Below are 16,577 nucleotides of genomic sequence, written 5' to 3' on the forward strand. Positions count from 1 at the left end.
GAGCGCCTTCACCCGCCTGGCCAGCCCCGCCAGCCCGCCGCCAGAAGGGTCGGCCCCGCCGCCGCCGTCGTCCGAGATCGCCACGCGCACCGTCCGCTCGTCCTCGCTCACCACGACCAGGATGTCATGGGCGCCGGCGTGTTTGACCGCGTTGGTGATCGCCTCGCGCACGACGAAGTACAGCGCGGTCTCGATCTCCGAGGCCGGCCGCCCGGTCAGCCCGTAGTGGACGGTCACCGGCACGCTGGTGCGTTCGGCCACGCCCGCGAGCGCGGCGCGCAGGCCCAGTTCGTCGAGCGCGGTCGGGTAGATGCGCCAGGCCACGCTGCGCAGCTCGTCGAGCAGGCGGCGCGACTCGGCGTAGGCCTCGGCCACCAGTTCGGCGTTCCTGGCCGGGTCGGCGCCGTGCTTGGCCCGGCCGAGGAGCATGGCCAGGGCGACGCCGCGCTGCTGCACGCCGTCGTGCAGGTCGCGTTCGATCCTGCGGCGCTCGTCGTCCACGGCCTGGACGATCCCGTAACGGCTGGCGGTCAGCTCGGCGATCCGCCGGCGCATGCGTTCCTGGCGTCCAGGGCCGAGCAGGTGGTCGGCGAGGCGGCGTTCGGCGGCCTCCAGGCCGAGCAGGGCGGGCACGGCCAGCGCCAGCAGCACCAGGCCGCCGGTGATCCCGAGCATCCCGCTGCGGGTGATCAGGCGCACGCCCGGCAGGTTCACCGGGACGGCGTCCGGACGTCCCCAGACCAGGTCCCACAGGCCGCCGAGCAGCAGCAGCCCGCCGAGGAACGCCAGGGACCAGACGACGTACCCGCCCAGCACGCCGAGCGCGCCACGGGCGGCCAGGAACCCCAGGCCGCCGCCGCGCCCGCCGCCGGCGGGGTCGTGGCCGAGCCTGGCGCGTTCGAGCGCGACGAGGCGGGCCGTGCCGCGCGCCAGGACCCGCGCGACCGCCCGTCCCGGGCGTCCAGGGAGCGCGGACAGCGGCCAGGCCACCCCGGCGAACGGCACCTCGACGAGGCCCAGCAGCACGCCGGTGACCACCCGGCCCACCCGGCGGCCGAACGATCCGCTTCCCGGCACCACACCCCCCAAGCCCATGCCTGTCACGACATTCCCCGCGTCGGCCCGCAGTCTAGGCGTCGCGCCCGCGCAGGACGGCATGGCCGGCCGCGAGCGCCGCCGCCGTCCAGGCCAGCAGCCAGGCCAGGCCCTCGCCCGCCGAGTACGGGATCGGCCCGCCTGTCAGGTTGTCCGCGCTGTCCATGAAGGCCAGTCCCGCGAACGTCGGCATGCGCATCGACACCTCGAGCGCGACCTGGCTCCCGGTCATGACCAGCACCAGCGGCAGGCCCATGAGCAGCATGAACACCACGCTCAGCGTCCCGGCCGCGCTGCGTACGGCGGCGCCGACGCCCAGCGTCATCACCGAGACCAGGCCGCAGAACACCCCGACCCGCAGCAGGTCGAGCGCGGTCCGGCCGGCCGGCAGGGCCGCCGCGCCGCCGAAGGCGTCGGCTGACAGCACCAGGTAGACGGCGCCGGTCGCCACGCCGCCGATCAGCACGCCGGAGACCAGCATCACGCACAGCACCACCAGCGCCTTGGCGGCCAGCACCCGGCCGCGTACCGGCACTGCCTGCAGCGTGGCCCTGATGCCGCCGGACGAATACTCCGCGGTGATCACCAGCATGGCCGCCGCGACCAGCGCGAACTGCACGAACGAGGTGGCCGAGACCACCGGCGCGCCGACCGGGAACGGCGTCACAGGCCCGCCGTCGCGCAGCAGCTCGGTGGCGGTGCCCGCGCCCAGCGTCACGGCGGTCAGCACCATGAGCGCGGCCGCGATCCCCAGGCACCACCAGGTGGAGCGGACCGACCACACCTTCGCCCACTCCGCGCCGACGGCCTGCCCCAGTCGCCCGATGCCCATCCTCATGCCCTCTCCCCCGCGGCCGCGTATTCCACGCTGGTCCCGGTCAGCTCCTGGTACGCCTGCTCCAGTGACGCCTCGCGGGTACGCAGCTCGTGCAGCCGGATGCCGGCCTCGTGGGCCAGGTCGCCGACGCGCTCGGTGGTGGCGCCGGTGGCCACCAGCTCGTTCTCGGCCACCCGTTCGCACCCGATGCCGGCGGCGCCGAGGCGCGCGGCCAGGTCCTGGACGTGCGGCGTGCGCACCACCACGGCCGTCAGCGAGCTGCGCGCGATGACCTCGGCCAGCGGCGCGTCCACGATGAGCCGGCCCTTGCCGATCACCACCAGGTGGTCGGCGGTGAGCTGCATCTCGCTCATCAGGTGGCTGGAGACGAACACGGTCCTGCCCTCGGCGGCCAGCGAGCGCATCAGCTTGCGCACCCAGCGCACGCCGTCGGGGTCGAGTCCGTTCACCGGTTCGTCGAACATCAGCACCTCGGGGTCGCCGAGCAGCGCCGCCGCGATGCCCAGCCGCTGGCTCATGCCCAGCGACATCGCCCCGGCCCGCTTGCCGGCCGCGCCGGTCAGTCCGACGACGTCCAGGACCTCGTCCACGCGCCGGCGGCCGATGCCGTTGGCGCGGGCCAGCGCCACCAGGTGGGCGCGGCCGCTGCGGCCGGGGTGCAGGGCGCGGGCGTCGAGCAGCGCGCCGACCGTGCGCAGCGGGTTCCTGATGCGGCGGTAGGGCACGCCGCCGATGGTGGCGGTGCCGGCGGTGGGCCGGTCGAGCCCGAGTATCAGGCGCATGGTGGTGGACTTCCCCGCGCCGTTCGGCCCCAGGAAGCCGGTCACCGCCCCCGGCGTGACCCGCAGGGTCAGGTCGTCGAGCGCGAGCCTGCCGCCGTAGCGTTTGCTCAATCCGTCAAGGCTGATCACGCTGGTCAACGCTAGGGACGGCAGGCGCCGGCCACCATGGGGGCGATCCGCCGAGTGCGATGGCGGAAAACCCCATGGCGGCCCGGGTCAGGTGCGCGACAGCGAGCTGTGCAGGGCGTCCGCGGTCGCGATCTTGTGGGCACGGGCGGCCTGCTCGATCTCCTCGGCGGCCGCGCGGGCCTCGATGAGCTCCAGCAGGTGGTCGTGCTCCTCCACCGACTTGCGGGCCCGGCCGGGCACGTAGGTGAAGGTGGAGCGGCGCATGTGGTCGAGCCTGGCCCACTCCGACTCCAGCAGCGCGTTCAGGTGCTCGTCGGGGCAGTGCTGGTAGAGCGAGAAGTGGAACTCCCGGTTGAGCGCCGTGAACGAGGTGGGGTCGAACTCCTGCAGCGCCTCCTTCATCCGCTCGTTGATCTCGCGTGACTCCTGGATCTGCGCGGCGTTCATGTGCGGCGCGCAGATCGCCGTGGCGTAGCCCTCCAGCCTGGCCAGGACGTTCAGCGTGTGCTCGACCTGCACCGAGTCGAACACCGCCACCCTGGCGCCGATGTTGCGCACGACCTCGACCAGCCCGTCGGACTGCAGCCTGCGCACCGCCTCGCGCAGCGGGATCGTGCTCACGCCGGTCTCCCTGGCGAGCTGGTCCATGACCAGCCGGTAGCCGGGGCCGTAGGTGCCGTCGAGGATGCGTGCCCGCAACAGGTCGTAGCTGATCTCGGCCTTGGAACCCTTGGCCCGCTTCGCCGGGGCCGGTTTCTTCGTGGTGCTCACCATCACCTCTGCAGGAACTTCACGAGAGCGGCGCGCATCCCCGCGCCCGCCAGCGCCTCGGCGTGGCCGCCCGGAACTCTCACCAGTTCCGCTCCCTCGGCGACCTCGACGACACGCTCGATGCCCACCGCCATCACATCATCCTCCCCCACGACGAACACCGGTGGCGCCGTTCCCGCCCACGTGCGTGGCGCGAACGGGGTCTCACGCAGCCCCTCGACCATCAGTGCCAGACCGGAGGTGCCGGCGAACCTGGCGATCATCGCGGTGAACGGGTCGCCGGGCGGCTCACCCGTCGTCACGGCCCGGTGCAGCTGGGCCACGTCGACGGCGGCGAACGGCTCGTTCGGGGCGAGGCCGCCCAGCAGCACCTGGCCCACCCGGTCGCCGGCCAGTGCGGGCAGTTCCCACGCCAGCCGGGAGCCGAGCGAGTAGCCGGCCACGTCGAACGTGTCCGCTCCGGCGCGGTCGAGCACGGCCAGGATCTCTGCGGCCACCCGGTCGGCGTGGGCGTCCGCGGAGGTGCCTGGCGCCGGGCTGTCGCCGTGCGCGGGCAGGTCGGGCACGATCACCGTGCGGCCGAGCGCGGTCAGCGCCGCGGCGTGCCCGGTGTCGATCCAGTCGCGCCGCCCGTCGGAGGCGAACCCGTGCAGCAGGACGATCGGCGGGCCTTCTCCCGGAGGGTCCGGGTCGAACCGCCGAAAGTGCAGCCCCGCCATGAACCCTCCATCTGTCACATTTCACATATGATTTTAGATCTTATCGTACGAGGGCACGGGAAAGTCCACGACCACCTGACCGGTTCCCGTCGAACCGAAATAGGGGCAGAGCTGTTCTCCCTGACCCTTGTACGAGCGCCAGCCGAGCATCCCGAAGAGCATCGCGGTGTCGGCCATCGCCCCCTCCCCGCTGCAGCGGACGTTGTAGTCGGGCAGCATGTCGAGGAACTCGCCGATCCTGCCCTCGGCCCACATGTCCAGGACGGCCATGTCGATCTTGCGGTTGAGCGGCGAGCTGACCTCGTTGAGCAGCGACTCGGCCGTCTCGTTGGTCGGGAAGGCGTGCGAGAGCGACCCGCTGGCCAGGAACGCCACCTTGCGGTCGCTGCGCTGGATGGCGCGCATCAGCGCCTCGCCGATGCGCCGGTTCTCGTCGATCGAGGAGTAGATGTTGCACCCGATCGGCAGCACCCGGACGTCGGCGTCGCCGTTCATGAAGTACATCGGCACCAGCGTCGCGTACTCCAGGCCGAGATCCCGGTAGGCGTGCACGAGCGCCTTCTGCCCGCCCGCGGCGATCTCCTGCCTGGCCAGCTCGGCCAGCTCGGCGTCGCCCGGGTAGTCGTACTCCAGGTCGTGGATGAAGTGCGGCAGCTCGTGGCTGGCGTAGGAGCCGTGGTGCCGCTCCTTGCCGTTCAGGTGGAAGCCGATGCTGTTCATCCAGTGCGTGTCGGCGATCAGGAACGTGTCGGCGCCGTGCTGCCTGGCCCGGCGGCCGATCTCGGTCAGCGCCAGCTCGGCCGGCCGTCTGATGCCGTAATGCCTGCCCGGTTGGATCGACAGCCAGATCGACGGCACATGCGTGATCTTCGCTGCCAGGACGAGCTCTCCCATCACGTCGCTCCCAGGTGGGTCCAGACGCCTTTGACCTCGGTGTAGGCGTCGATGGCATACGGTCCCATCTCGCGACCCCAGCCACTGGCCTTGTATCCGCCCCAGGTGGTCGCGGCGTCGGGAACGTGGATCATGTTGATGAACACCGCGCCGGCCCTGATGCGGGCGGCCAGCCGGTGCGCGGTGGACAGGTCGTCGGTCCAGATGGAGGCGGCCAGCCCGTATTCCAGGCCGTTGGCCCGGCCGACGAGTTCGTCCGGGTCGTCGTAGGCGAGCACCGGGATCACCGGGCCGAACACCTCCTCTCGCGCGACCGCCATCGTGTCCGTCACCTCGGCGAACACGGTGGGCTGATAGAAGTATCCCGGTCCTTCCGCGCGCCTGCCGCCGGTGACGAGCTGGGCGCCGTCGTACAGGGCGCTGCGCACGTGCGCGTCGACGGACATCAGGTGGTCCTCGCTGATCAGCGGGCCGAGCTGGGTCTCCGGGTCGAGCCCGGAGCCGACCTTGAGCGCCGAGGCGGCGGCCGCCATCTTCTCGGTGAACTCGTCGGCGCGCTTGCGGTCGACGTAGAACCGCGCGTACGCGGCACAGACCTGGCCGCTGTTGAAAAGCGCGCCCTGCACGTTGCCCGCCACGGCGGCGTCGATGTCGGCGTCGGCGGCGATGATGCTCGGGGTCTTGCCGCCCAGCTCCAGCGTGAGCCGCTTGAGGTTGCCGGCGCTGGCACGTACCAAGGAGCGGCCGACGGCCGTCGAGCCGGTGAACGAGATCTTGTCCACGCCCGGGTGCTCGGCCAGCGCGGCGCCGGTGGCCGGGCCGCCGGTCAGCAGGTTCACCACGCCGGGCGGGAACCCGGCCTGCGCCATCAGCTCGACCAGGCGCACGGTGGTGAGCGGGGTCTGCTCGGCGGGCTTGACGATGACGGTGTTGCCGCAGGCCAGGGCGGGCGCGATCTTCCAGGCGGCGATCATCAGCGGGAAGTTCCACGGGGTGATGAGCGCGCAGACGCCCACCGGCTCGCGCCGCGTGTAGTGCAGCGTGTTCGGGAACGACACCGGGAGCACCGAGCCCTCGATTTTCGTACACCATCCCGCGAAATATCGGAAATGCTCGGCGGTGCCGGGTACCGTCACCCCGCGTGCCACCCCGATCGGCTGGCCGTTGTCCCGCGTCTCCAGCTCGGCCAGCTCGTCCGCGTGCTCCTCGATCAGGTCGGCGACCTTCCACAGCAGGCGGGCACGGGCGGCGGCGGGCAGCTCGGCCCAGGCGGGGTCGTCCAGCGCGGCCCTGGCGGCCGCGACGGCCCGGTCCACGTCCGCCGGTCCCGCCTCGGCGCACTCCGTGATCACGGTGGCGTCGGCGGGGTCGACGGTCGGGAACCGGCCGCCATCGGCGGCGGGCGTCCACGCGCCGCCGATGAAGAGGTCCGTCATTTACTGCATCTCCTCTCGCACCAGGTCCGCGCACCGCTCCCCGATCATGATCGCGGGAGCGTTGGTGTTGCCCGAGGTGACCGCCGGCATCACCGAGGCGTCGGCCACGCGCAGCGCGTCGATGCCGCGTACCCTGAGCCGGTGATCCACGACGGCGCCCATGGCGCAGGTGCCGACCTGGTGGTGATATGTCACAAGCGATGTATCGATATAGGTGGATAGATCGGTAGTCCCCGGATAGAGCTCCTTTCCGGCCCAGCCGGACAGCGCGCGTGCCCGCGCGATCTCCCTGCACAGCTCGACCGCCGCCCGCATGCACTTCCTGTCGGCCGGCGCCTCCAGGTAGGCCGGGTCGATGAGCGGCGGCGCCTCGGGGTCGGCCGAGGCCAGCTCGACCCGTCCCCGGCTCTCCGGCCGGACGATGCCCGCCATCAGCGTGAACGCGTCGGCGGGGCCGGACATCGTCTCGTCGTAGAGCGGGACGTGGAAGAACAGCGGCTGCACATCGGGCGCGGACAACCCGGGCCGGCTGCGCCAGAAGAGCTGGCTGTGCATGGGCTGCAGGCCCGGCATCGGCGGCGGCACCGGCCTGCGGGCCGCCACGATCACCGGGACCAGCGCGTGGTCGTGCAGGTTGCCGCCCACCTGGGGCAGGTCCTCGACCACCGCGATGCCGTGCGCGCGCAGCGCGTCGGCCGGGCCGATCCCGCTGAGCATGAGCAGCCGGGGCGACTCGATCGTGCCGCCGCTGACCACCACCTCGTGCGCCGCGCCCACCCGGTGCAGCACGCCGTCGCGGCTGTACTCCACGCCGACGCAGCGCCGGCCGCGCAGCAGCAGCCGGCGCGCCCGGGACCGGGTGCGGATCTCCAGGTGCGGACGGTCGCGGCGCGACCGCAGGTAGGCCGCGGCGGTGCTGTGCCTGCGGCCGTGCTTGACGGTGAGCTGGCAGAACCCGACGCCGTCCTGCTTCTCTGCGTTGCAGTCGGCGTTGAACGGGATGCCGAGCTCCGTGGCCGCCGCCACGATGGCCGCGTTGACCTGGTGCGGGGCGTAGTCGGCGATCACCCGTACCGGGCCGCCCGCGCCGTGGTAGTCGTCGGCGCCGCGGTCGAAGTCCTCCAGGCGCTTGAAGTACGGCAGCACCTCGGGATAGCTCCACCCGGGACCCCAGGCGTCGTAGTCGGCCGGGGCGCCCCTGACGAAGATCATGCCGTTCAGCGACGAGGACCCGCCGAGCACCTTCCCGCGCGGCCAGTGCAGCCGCCGTCCGCCGAGCTGCCGCTGCGGGACGGTGAAGTAGTTGTAGTCCTCCGGCCCGCCCCACAGCCGGAACACGCCCGCCGGGTCATGGATGTCCGGATTCGTGTCGGGCCCGCCGGCCTCCAGCAGCAACACCCGCAGGCCGTCGTGGTCGGCCAGCCGCCGGGCCACGGCCGCGCCCGACGAGCCCGCCCCGACCACGACGACGTCAAAGGTCTCCATCGAGGTCTCCCAGGTAGGCCGAGTGCAGCTTGTCGCGCAGCTCTTCCGGGGTGCCGCGCAGGGTGACGCGGCCGCGGTCCAGCACGTGGACACGTTCGGCCAGGTCCAGCGCGAGCTGCGTGTACTGCTCGATGAGCAGCACGCCGACGCCGTCGGCAGCGAGCGCGGCCAGCGCGGGCACGAGCCTGGCGACCACGGCGGGGGCCAGCCCGAACGACAGCTCGTCGACCAGCAGGTAGCGCGGCCGGCCGGCGATGGCCTGGGCGAGCGCGAGCATCTGCTGCTGGCCGCCGGACAGGCTGCCCGCCGGCCGCCCGGCCAGTTCGGTCAGCTCGGGGAACGCCTCCAGGGCCGCGCCGGTGGCCGGTCCGGCGACCCTGAGGTTGTCGGCGACGGTGAGCGAGCCGAGCACCCGGTGTCCTTCAGGGACCGCGGCCACGCCCAGCCGCCTGACGCGTTCCGGCCGCAGCCCGGTCAGCTCGTCGTCGCCGGCGCGCACGCTGCCCGACTCGGCCCGCAGCAGCCCGGCCACGGTGAGCACGAGCGTGCTCTTGCCCGCGCCGTTGGCCCCGAGCAGCGCGGTGACCTGGCCGGGCGGCACCTCGAGGTCCACCTCGCGCAGCACCTCGCGGCCGCCGCGGCGGACCGTCAGCCCTCCTACGGTGAGCGTCATGTCACCTCCTCGCCCAGGTAGGCGGCCCTGACCCGGTCGTCGGCCAGCACCTGGGCGGTGGGCCCGGCGGCGAGCAGTCGGCCGAAGTCGAGCACGGCGGTGGTCGCGCACACCTCGCTGACCAGCGCCACGTCGTGCTCGATGAGCACCACCAGCGCGTCGAACTTGTCCGGCACCGCGACCACCACCTCGGCCAGCGCCCGCGACTCGGCCTCCGACAGCCCGGCGGCCGGCTCGTCGAGCAGCACGATCCGCGGCACGCCGACCAGGGCGCGGGCCAGCTCCAGGCGCCGGCGTTCGAGCAGGGTCAGCGCGCCGGCCGGCCGTGACGGGTCGTCCAGGCCGCAGAAGCCGAACAGCCCCTGGTCGGCCGGGCCGCCCAGGTGGTCGGCGGCCAGGCGCAGGTTGTCGGCGGCGCTCAGCTCGGCCACCACCTGCTCCTGCTGGAACGTGCGGCGCAGGCCCCAGCGGGCGCGCCGGTGCGGCGGCAGGGCGAGCAGGTCGGCGCCGTCGGCGGTGACCCGGCCCGAGACCGGGCGCACGAAGCCGGACAGCACGTTGAACAGGGTGGTCTTGCCCGCGCCGTTCGGCCCGATCAGCCCGCACAGGCCGGAGTCGAAGGCGAGAGTGACCCCGTCGAGCGGGCGCACGCCGCCGAAGCGCACCCGCAGGTCCTCGATCAGCAGGTTCATCCGCGCCGCCCTGTCACACGGGTCGCCAGGTCCTCCAGCTGGCCGCCGATGCCGCGTGGCGCGGTCACCAGCGCGTGGATCGTGCCGGCGCCGAACACCACCAGCATGAGGTTGCCGTTCACGCCGACCGCGTCCAGCGCGGCGGGCACCACCTGGCCGACCACTCCGGCCAGGACCACGCCGGTCAGCCCGTACGCGCCGCCGATGAGCACCACGGCGAACAGCAGCACCGAGTCCGAGGCCTTGAACGAGATCGGGTCGAGCCGCCCGGTGTTGGCCGCGAGCAGCGCGCCCGCCGTGCCGGTGATGAAGGCGGCCAGCGCGAAGGCGTGCACCTTGTACCTGGTCAGCGCCACCCCCACGGCCAGCGCCCCGGCCTCGCCGCCACGGATCGCCGCCCACGCGCGCCCGGGCCGGCCGCGCTGGTTCAGCACGACGAGCGCCAGCGCGAGCGCGGCGCAGACCAGCGCGACGACGAAGAAGCCGGCGTCGGTCTCGCCCAGGACGGGCCTGGGCATGGCCTGCTGCATGCCGCTGCCGGCCACCCGGCCGAGGAAGCCGGGGCCGCCGTCGGGGAAGCCGGTGGCCGAGAACGCCACTTGGAACGCTCCCCCGGCCATCAGCGTCACCAGGGCCAGGTCGACGCCGGACAGCCGCAGCGCGGGCAGCCCGTACACGATGCCGACCAGGCAGGTCACCAGCCCCGCCGCCAGCACCACCAGCGGGAACGGCCAGCCGGTGGCGAAGGTCAGCCGCAGCGCCACCCAGCCGCCGACGCCCAGCAGCGCCACCTGGCCGAGCGAGACCAGGCCGAGCCTGCCGTACAGCAGGGCGATGCCCGCGGCGGGGATCGTGAAGATCACCGCCGAGGTGAGCACGCGCACCCAGTAGCCGTCCACGAGGAGCGGCACGAGCACGGCCAGCGCGGCGGTGCCGGCCGCGAGCCCCAGCAGCACGCGCAGCACCGAGCGCGCGTCGCCTGGGGGCAGCGGCCGCCAGGCGGCGGCGACCGGGCGCTCGGCCGAGCGCACCTCGACCACGCCGCCGCGCCTGGCCCTGGCCGCGGTGCGCTGCAGCCACAGGATGGCGACGACGGCCACCGCGAACGGCGCCACCGACCGGTACGGCGCGGTCGCCGCGAACGCCCCGCCCAGCGCCTCGACCAGCCCGATCGACAGTCCCGCGACCAGCGTCACGGTCAGCGACCTGAACCGGCCGACCACGCCGGCCGCCAGCGAGGCGATCACCAGGAACGTCAGCGTGCCCGCCTCCAGCCGGGTCAGCGAGCCGAGCACCAGCCCGGTCAGCCCGGCCACCGCGCCGCCCGCCACCCAGGTCACCGCCTCGACCCGGCGGATGCGCACGCCGAGCAGCGCGCTGATCTCCCGGTCGTCGGCGAGGGCCCGCATGGCGGTGCCGAAGGCCGTCCAGCGCAGCAGCGCGGCGGTGCCCGCGGTCAGCCCGACGGCCAGGGCCAGGGCGAGCACCTGGGTGGTCGTCACCCGGGCGGCGCCGAGGTCGAACCCGGCCGTGTCGGTGGGCAGCGTGAGCGTGCGCGGGTCGTCGCTCCACGTCCAGTAGCACAGGCCGAGCAGCATCAGCGCGAACCCGAGCGTGCAGACGGCCTTGACCAGGGGGTCGCGGCCGGCCACCAGCGGGCTGATCAGCGTGCCGTACAGGCCGGACAGCAGGGCCGACAGCACCGGCGCGGCCAGCAGCGCCAGCGGGACCGGCAGGTCGTCCTGGAGCAGTTGCCACGACAGCAGCGCGCCGATCGCGCCGACGGCTCCGTAGGCCAGGTTGAGCACGCCGGTGGCGCGATAGAGCACGACGAGGCCGACGCCCGACAGGGCGTAGACCGCGCCGAGCGCCAGCCCGCTGATGACGAACGGCAGCATCACCCGGTCAGCCCCAGTTGTTTCTCCGCGTCGAAGATGGGCTGGAGCTCGGGGTCCTGGGTGGGCGTGCAGTCCTTCGCCTTGACCCAGCCGTCGCCCTTCATCGTGACGTAGCGGGTGGTGTGGTTGGCGTTGTGCCGCTGGGTCTCGCCGAAGTACCAGGGGGTGCAGAGCATGTCGCTGCGGAAGTTCTTGATCCCGGCCAGCGCCTTGCCGACCGCGGCCCGGTCCAGCGTGCCGCCGGCCTTGGCCAGCGTGTCCACGAAGATCTTCGCGGCCAGGAAGCCGCCCTGGGAGAAGGAGTCGCGGGGGGCCTTGTCGTCGGCGTAGGCGTCCATGACCTGGCGCCACAGCTTGTTGTCGGGGGTCTCGGCGTCGAGCAGCGTGAACTCGGAGTTCGAGACGAACCCGTCCCAGTACGAGCCGACCTGGCCCGGGAACGTGGTGTCGTAGCAGGGGGTCAGGCAGACGAAGGTGACCTTGTCCTTGAGCCCCTGGGCCTGGGCGGCCTTGAGTATGGCGGCGTCGTCGGGCGCCGGGTCCTGCAGGATGATCGCGTCGGGCTGGTTGCGCATGGCCTCCAGCAGGACGGCGGTGGCGTCCTTGATGCCCGGGTCGTGCAGCACGTCGCCGGCCGAGGTCAGGCCCTTGGTCTTCAGGTAGGCGCGCACGCCGTCCTGGGTCCAGTCGCCGACGTTCGGCACCCGGTTGCTGATCTGGGCGACCTTCTTGGCGCCGACCACCTCGACCGCGTACTGGGCGGCGGCCACGGCGCTCACCCTGGGACCGGCGTTGACCGGGGCGATGCGGGGCGACTCGAAGCAGGCGCGGGGCACGCCCACGGCCAGCACGTCGTAGAGGTCGTTGCGCTCCCAGATCGGGCCCGACACGCCGCACGCGACGAAGCTGGAGCCGCCGACGAGCGCGACCACGTCCTTGTTGCCCGCCAGTTTGGTGGCCAGTTCCGAGGCCTTCTGCGGATTGAGCCCGTCGTCCTCCACCAGGTATTTGATCGGCCGGCCGCCGATGCCGCCGCCGGCGTTCACACAGTCGAAATACGCCCGCGCGGCCTTGGTCGACGAGCTGAAGTCGATCCCGCCGCTGGCCGTGACGATCGCGCCCACGGTGATGGGAGTCCCGGTGGCGGGCTGTCCCGTGCCGCAGGCCATCTTCCCTGTCTTGCCGTCCTGCCCTCCGGTGGAGCAGGCCACGACCACGAGCAGCAATGCGGCCAGGCTCGCCAGGTGTCGTGGACGTCGCATACGCACCCTCCTAGAAGCGCCGTGCGCCAGCCCCGATACCTGGAATCATGTAGGAAGTCGCATATTTTTGTCCATAGCCCCGACGTGTATCATCGACGATGTCCTATACGATTTGACGGGGCTGCCATGGACCATTCGCTTGGCCTTTCACCTGCGATAATCACCGCGACACACCTCACGAGCGCATCGCCGACCGCAGCTCGTGGGAACGCCGCCCACACCGACTTCCCCCTGCCGTGCCCGGGCCGCTGGTCCGGGCGGGACGAGGAGGTCCGATGAGGTTCCGTGCCGATCCGGCCGCCATCAGGGGGTCGATAGCCCCTGTGGTGACCCCGTTCACGGCCGAGGGCGCCGTGGACCTCGACTCGCTGCGCCGCCTGGTCGGCTGGCAGCTCGAGCAGGGCTCGCACGGCATCTCCACCGGCGGCTCGACCGGCGAGCCCGGCGCGCAGAGCGCCGAGGAGCGCAAGGCGGCGATGGCCGCGGTGGCCGAGGTGACGGCCGACCGGGTGCCGTTCCTGCCGGGGACGGGCTCGGCCAAGCTGGACGAGACCCTGGAACTGACCGACGAGGCCGACCGGCTGGGCGCCGACGCGGTCCTGATCATCACCCCGTACTACGCGCGGCCCTCGCAGGAGGCGCTGTTCCGCTGGTACGCCACCGTGGCCGGAGAGTTCCCCGGCCTGCCGATCGTCATCTACAACGTCCCCTCGCGCACCGCCGTCGACATCGCGCCGGAGACCGTCGCCCGGCTGCGCAGGGCCCATGACAACATCGTCGGGATCAAGGAGACCACCAGGGACTTCGAGCACTTCTCGCACGTGCTCCACCACTGCGGACGCGACTTCCTCATGTGGTCGGGCATCGAGCTGCTGTGCCTGCCGCTGCTCGCGATCGGCGGGGCCGGGTTCGTCAGCGCCGCGGCCAACCTGGCGCCCGCCGCGGTGGCCGCCATGTACACCGCCTACGTGGCGGGCGATCACGCCACGGCCCTCGACCTGCACTACGCCCTCCACCCGCTGACCGAGCTGCTGTTCGTCGAGACGAACCCGGCCCCGGCCAAGTGGGTGCTCAGACAGCGGGGACTGATCGCGTCCGAGCACGTGCGCCCGCCGCTGATCACGCCGACCGAGTCCGGCCGCGCCCGCATCGAGGACCTGCTGGCCCAGTGCAAGGAGATCGCCCGTTGAACCTCGAGCACTACATCGGCGGGGCCCACGTGCCCAGCGTGTCCGGCGAGCGGTTCACCTCGCTCGAACCCGCGACCAACCGTCCGTGTCTGACCGTGGCCTCGGGCGGCGCCGAGGACGTCGACGCCGCCGTGCGCGCGGCGCGCAAGGCGTTCACCGACGGGCCCTGGTCGCGCATGTCCGGCGAGCAACGCGCGGTGGTTTTACGTAACATCGCCGCCGCCATCGAGTCCCGCGACGAGCGCATCGCCGAGCTCGAATGCGGCGACACCGGGCTGCCCATCACCCAGGCGCGCGGCCAGGCCCAGCGCGCCGCGCACAACTTCCGCTTCTTCGCCGACGTGATCAGCAACCTCGGCGAGGACGTCTACCGCGTCGGCTCCGCCCAGCTCAACTACGTGGTGCGCAAACCCGTCGGCGTGGCCGGGCTGATCACGCCGTGGAACACCCCGTTCATGCTGGCCACCTGGAAGCTCGCGCCCGCGCTCGCGGCCGGCTGCCCGGTGGTGCTCAAGCCGGCCGAGTGGTCGCCGCTGTCGGCCAGCCTGCTGCCGGAGATCATGGAGGAGGGCGGGCTGCCGCCCGGGGTGTTCAACCTGGTGCACGGCATCGGCGAGCGGGCCGGCGCGGCGCTGGTCGCGCACCCGGACGTGCCGGTCATCTCCTTCACCGGCGAGACCACCACCGGCAAGACCATCATGCGCACCGCCGCGGCCGGGCTGAAGACGCTGTCGATGGAGCTGGGCGGCAAGTCGCCGCTGCTCGTCTTCGACGACGCCGACCTGGACCGGGCGCTCGACGCGGCCGTCTTCGGCGTCTTCTCGCTCAACGGCGAGCGCTGCACGGCCAGCTCACGCATCCTCGTGCAGGACACGGTCTACCAGGAGTTCACCGACCGGCTGGCGGCCCGCGCGGCCAAGGTCAGGGTCGGGCCGCCGCACGATCCCGGCACCGAGCTGGGCGCGCTCATCCACCCCGAGCACTACGAGCGCGTCCTGGGCTACGTGCGCTCCGGCGTGGCGGAAGGCGCGAGGCTGGTGGCCGGCGGCGCACGTCCCGACGGGCTGCCGGAGGGCAACTTCCTGGCGGCCACCGTGTTCGCCGACGTCACGCCGGACATGCGGATCTTCCAGGAGGAGATCTTCGGCCCGGTCGTCTGCGTCACGCCCTTCACCACCGAGAAGGAGGCGGTGGAGCTGGCCAACGCCACCAGGTACGGCCTGGCCGCCTACCTGTGGACCAGCGACCTGCGCCGGGCGCACCGGCTGGCGCAGTCCGTCGAGGCCGGGATGCTCTGGATCAACTCGCAGAACATCAGGGACCTGCGCACGCCGTTCGGCGGGGTCAAGGCCAGCGGGCTGGGCCGGGAGGGCGGCAGGCACAGCATCGACGTCTACACCGAGCCGCACGTCGTGCACGTGGCCACCGACGACCTGCCGATCCCCCGCTTCGGCGCGGGCTGACCCACCTGGACTTGCGCGGGGCCGCCGGTCGTCTCCTCCCCGGCGGCCCCGCGCAACACGAAGCCCTGATCGTCTCGTCTTTCCCCGTGTTCTCTGCCGTAACGCGCCGTCCTCCTGGGCGGTCTACCGTGCGCGCATGATGATGCGCAGGTTAGTCGCGGGCGTGCTGGCCCTCGTGGTGAGCGGTACGGTCGCCGTCGTGCTGTCACAGTCTGAACCGGCCACGGCCGAACGCCGCGGCCCCACCGCCCGTACACCCATCGTCATCGGGCATCGGGGGGCCAGCGCCCACCGTCCCGAGCACACGCTGCTGTCGTACGAGGCGGCCATCGCGATGGGCGCCGACTACATCGAGCCCGACCTCGTCGCCACCAAGGACCACGTGCTGGTGGCCAGGCACGAGAACGAGATCTCCGGCACCACGGACGTGGCCGTCCGGCCGGAGTTCGCCGACCGGCGCGCCACCAAGACCATCGACGGCCGGCCGGTCACCGGCTGGTTCACCGAGGACTTCACGCTCGCCGAGCTGAAGACGCTGCGCGCCAAGGAGCGGGTGCCCGACCTGCGGCCCGACAACGCGGCCTTCGACGGGCTGGCCGAGATCCCGACGTTCGAGGAGGTCGTGCTGCTGGCCCAGCGGCACGGCGTCGGCGTCTACCCGGAGACCAAGCACCCGACGTACTTCGACTCGATCGGGCTGTCGCTGGAGGAGCCGCTGCTCGACGTGCTCGGCCGGCATCGGGTGCGCAAGGCGTTCATCCAGTCGTTCGAGACCGCGAACCTGCGCGAGCTGAGCCGACGGACCAGGCTGCCGCTGATCCAGCTCATCACCGCCACCGGCGCGCCCTACGACTGGGTGGCCGCCGGTGACCCGCGCACCTACGACCACATGGTCACCCCGGACGGCCTGCGCGAGGTCGCCTCCTACGCCGACGGGGTCGGCGTGGACACCAGGCGGGTGATCCCGGTCGGCCCGGACGGCCGGCTGCTGGCCCCCACGACGCTCGTGCGCGACGCCCACCGCAACCGCCTCGACGTGCACGTCTGGACGATCCGCAACGAGAACTCGCAACTCCCGGCCGACCACCGGCTCGGCAACCCGGCCAGCCCGGTGTTCCCGCGCGCCACGGGCGACGTGATGGGCTGGCTGGCCAGGCTGGTGGACCTGGGGATCGACGGCGCGTTCTGCGACGACCCGGCGATGGGCCGCGCGGTGGTGACCAGGCGCTCGGCCTGACCTCCACTGATCA

General features: G+C 72.6%; 15 protein-coding genes. 3 read left to right on the forward strand and 12 right to left on the reverse strand.

Going from position 1 to position 16,577, the window contains the following annotated elements; genetic code table 11:
* The 12 genes from HII36_RS04645 to HII36_RS04705 form a co-directional block, all read right to left on the reverse strand.
* Window positions 1-1,095 (reverse strand): sensor histidine kinase (locus HII36_RS04645; RefSeq protein WP_173521782.1); only part of this gene is annotated, 1,095 nt, incomplete at its 3' end.
* Between the two features lie 34 nt (window positions 1,096-1,129).
* Window positions 1,130-1,933: an ABC transporter permease gene (locus HII36_RS04650; RefSeq protein WP_173521783.1), complete on the reverse strand. Its 804-nt coding sequence runs from the start codon at window positions 1,931-1,933 to the stop codon at window positions 1,130-1,132.
* A complete protein-coding gene (locus HII36_RS04655; protein WP_173521784.1) occupies window positions 1,930-2,844 on the reverse strand; it encodes an ABC transporter ATP-binding protein in 915 nt (304 codons plus the stop codon). The genes HII36_RS04650 and HII36_RS04655 overlap by 4 nt, the downstream gene beginning before the upstream one ends.
* Window positions 2,845-2,931: 87 nt before the next feature.
* On the reverse strand, window positions 2,932-3,618 hold the full coding sequence (locus HII36_RS04660; RefSeq protein WP_173521785.1) for a GntR family transcriptional regulator: 687 nt from the start codon (window positions 3,616-3,618) through the stop codon (window positions 2,932-2,934).
* Window positions 3,618-4,334, reverse strand: a complete 717-nt coding sequence (locus tag HII36_RS04665) for an alpha/beta fold hydrolase (protein WP_173521786.1) — start codon at window positions 4,332-4,334, stop codon at window positions 3,618-3,620. The genes HII36_RS04660 and HII36_RS04665 overlap by 1 nt, the downstream gene beginning before the upstream one ends.
* Before the next feature lie 33 nt (window positions 4,335-4,367).
* A complete protein-coding gene (gene hpaD / locus HII36_RS04670) occupies window positions 4,368-5,228 on the reverse strand; it encodes a 3,4-dihydroxyphenylacetate 2,3-dioxygenase (RefSeq protein ID WP_173521787.1) in 861 nt (286 codons plus the stop codon).
* Window positions 5,228-6,664: an aldehyde dehydrogenase family protein gene (locus HII36_RS04675; RefSeq protein WP_173521788.1), complete on the reverse strand. Its 1,437-nt coding sequence runs from the start codon at window positions 6,662-6,664 to the stop codon at window positions 5,228-5,230. Before HII36_RS04675 ends, hpaD begins: the two co-directional genes overlap by 1 nt.
* Window positions 6,665-8,149, reverse strand: a complete 1,485-nt coding sequence (locus tag HII36_RS04680) for a GMC family oxidoreductase (RefSeq protein ID WP_173521789.1) — start codon at window positions 8,147-8,149, stop codon at window positions 6,665-6,667.
* On the reverse strand, window positions 8,136-8,822 hold the full coding sequence (locus HII36_RS04685; protein ID WP_173521790.1) for an ABC transporter ATP-binding protein: 687 nt from the start codon (window positions 8,820-8,822) through the stop codon (window positions 8,136-8,138). The genes HII36_RS04680 and HII36_RS04685 overlap by 14 nt, the downstream gene beginning before the upstream one ends.
* Window positions 8,819-9,514, reverse strand: coding sequence for an ABC transporter ATP-binding protein (locus HII36_RS04690; RefSeq protein ID WP_173521791.1), 696 nt, complete (start codon window positions 9,512-9,514; stop codon window positions 8,819-8,821). Before HII36_RS04690 ends, HII36_RS04685 begins: the two co-directional genes overlap by 4 nt.
* Window positions 9,511-11,412: an ABC transporter permease gene (locus HII36_RS55530; RefSeq protein WP_217369178.1), complete on the reverse strand. Its 1,902-nt coding sequence runs from the start codon at window positions 11,410-11,412 to the stop codon at window positions 9,511-9,513. Before HII36_RS55530 ends, HII36_RS04690 begins: the two co-directional genes overlap by 4 nt.
* Window positions 11,412-12,674: an ABC transporter substrate-binding protein gene (locus HII36_RS04705; RefSeq protein WP_173521792.1), complete on the reverse strand. Its 1,263-nt coding sequence runs from the start codon at window positions 12,672-12,674 to the stop codon at window positions 11,412-11,414. Before HII36_RS04705 ends, HII36_RS55530 begins: the two co-directional genes overlap by 1 nt.
* 275 nt (window positions 12,675-12,949) lie before the next feature.
* Here HII36_RS04705 and dapA point away from each other — a divergent pair, with 275 nt between their 5' ends.
* From dapA to HII36_RS04720, 3 genes are all read left to right on the forward strand, one after another.
* Window positions 12,950-13,864 carry a 4-hydroxy-tetrahydrodipicolinate synthase gene (gene dapA, locus HII36_RS04710; protein WP_173521793.1) on the forward strand — a complete coding sequence of 305 codons (915 nt, stop codon included), beginning with the start codon at window positions 12,950-12,952 and terminating at the stop codon, window positions 13,862-13,864.
* Window positions 13,861-15,327 carry a 5-carboxymethyl-2-hydroxymuconate semialdehyde dehydrogenase gene (hpaE, locus tag HII36_RS04715; RefSeq protein WP_173521794.1) on the forward strand — a complete coding sequence of 489 codons (1,467 nt, stop codon included), beginning with the start codon at window positions 13,861-13,863 and terminating at the stop codon, window positions 15,325-15,327. The genes dapA and hpaE overlap by 4 nt, the downstream gene beginning before the upstream one ends.
* 136 nt (window positions 15,328-15,463) lie before the next feature.
* Window positions 15,464-16,564 (forward strand): glycerophosphodiester phosphodiesterase, encoded by a 1,101-nt coding sequence (locus tag HII36_RS04720; RefSeq protein WP_236003204.1) that lies wholly within the window; start codon window positions 15,464-15,466, stop codon window positions 16,562-16,564.
* Window positions 16,565-16,577 lie beyond the last annotated feature (13 nt).

The sequence above is a fragment of the Nonomuraea antri genome (assembly GCF_013283785.1).
GTDB classification, from domain to species: Bacteria; Actinomycetota; Actinomycetes; order Streptosporangiales; family Streptosporangiaceae; genus Nonomuraea; species Nonomuraea antri.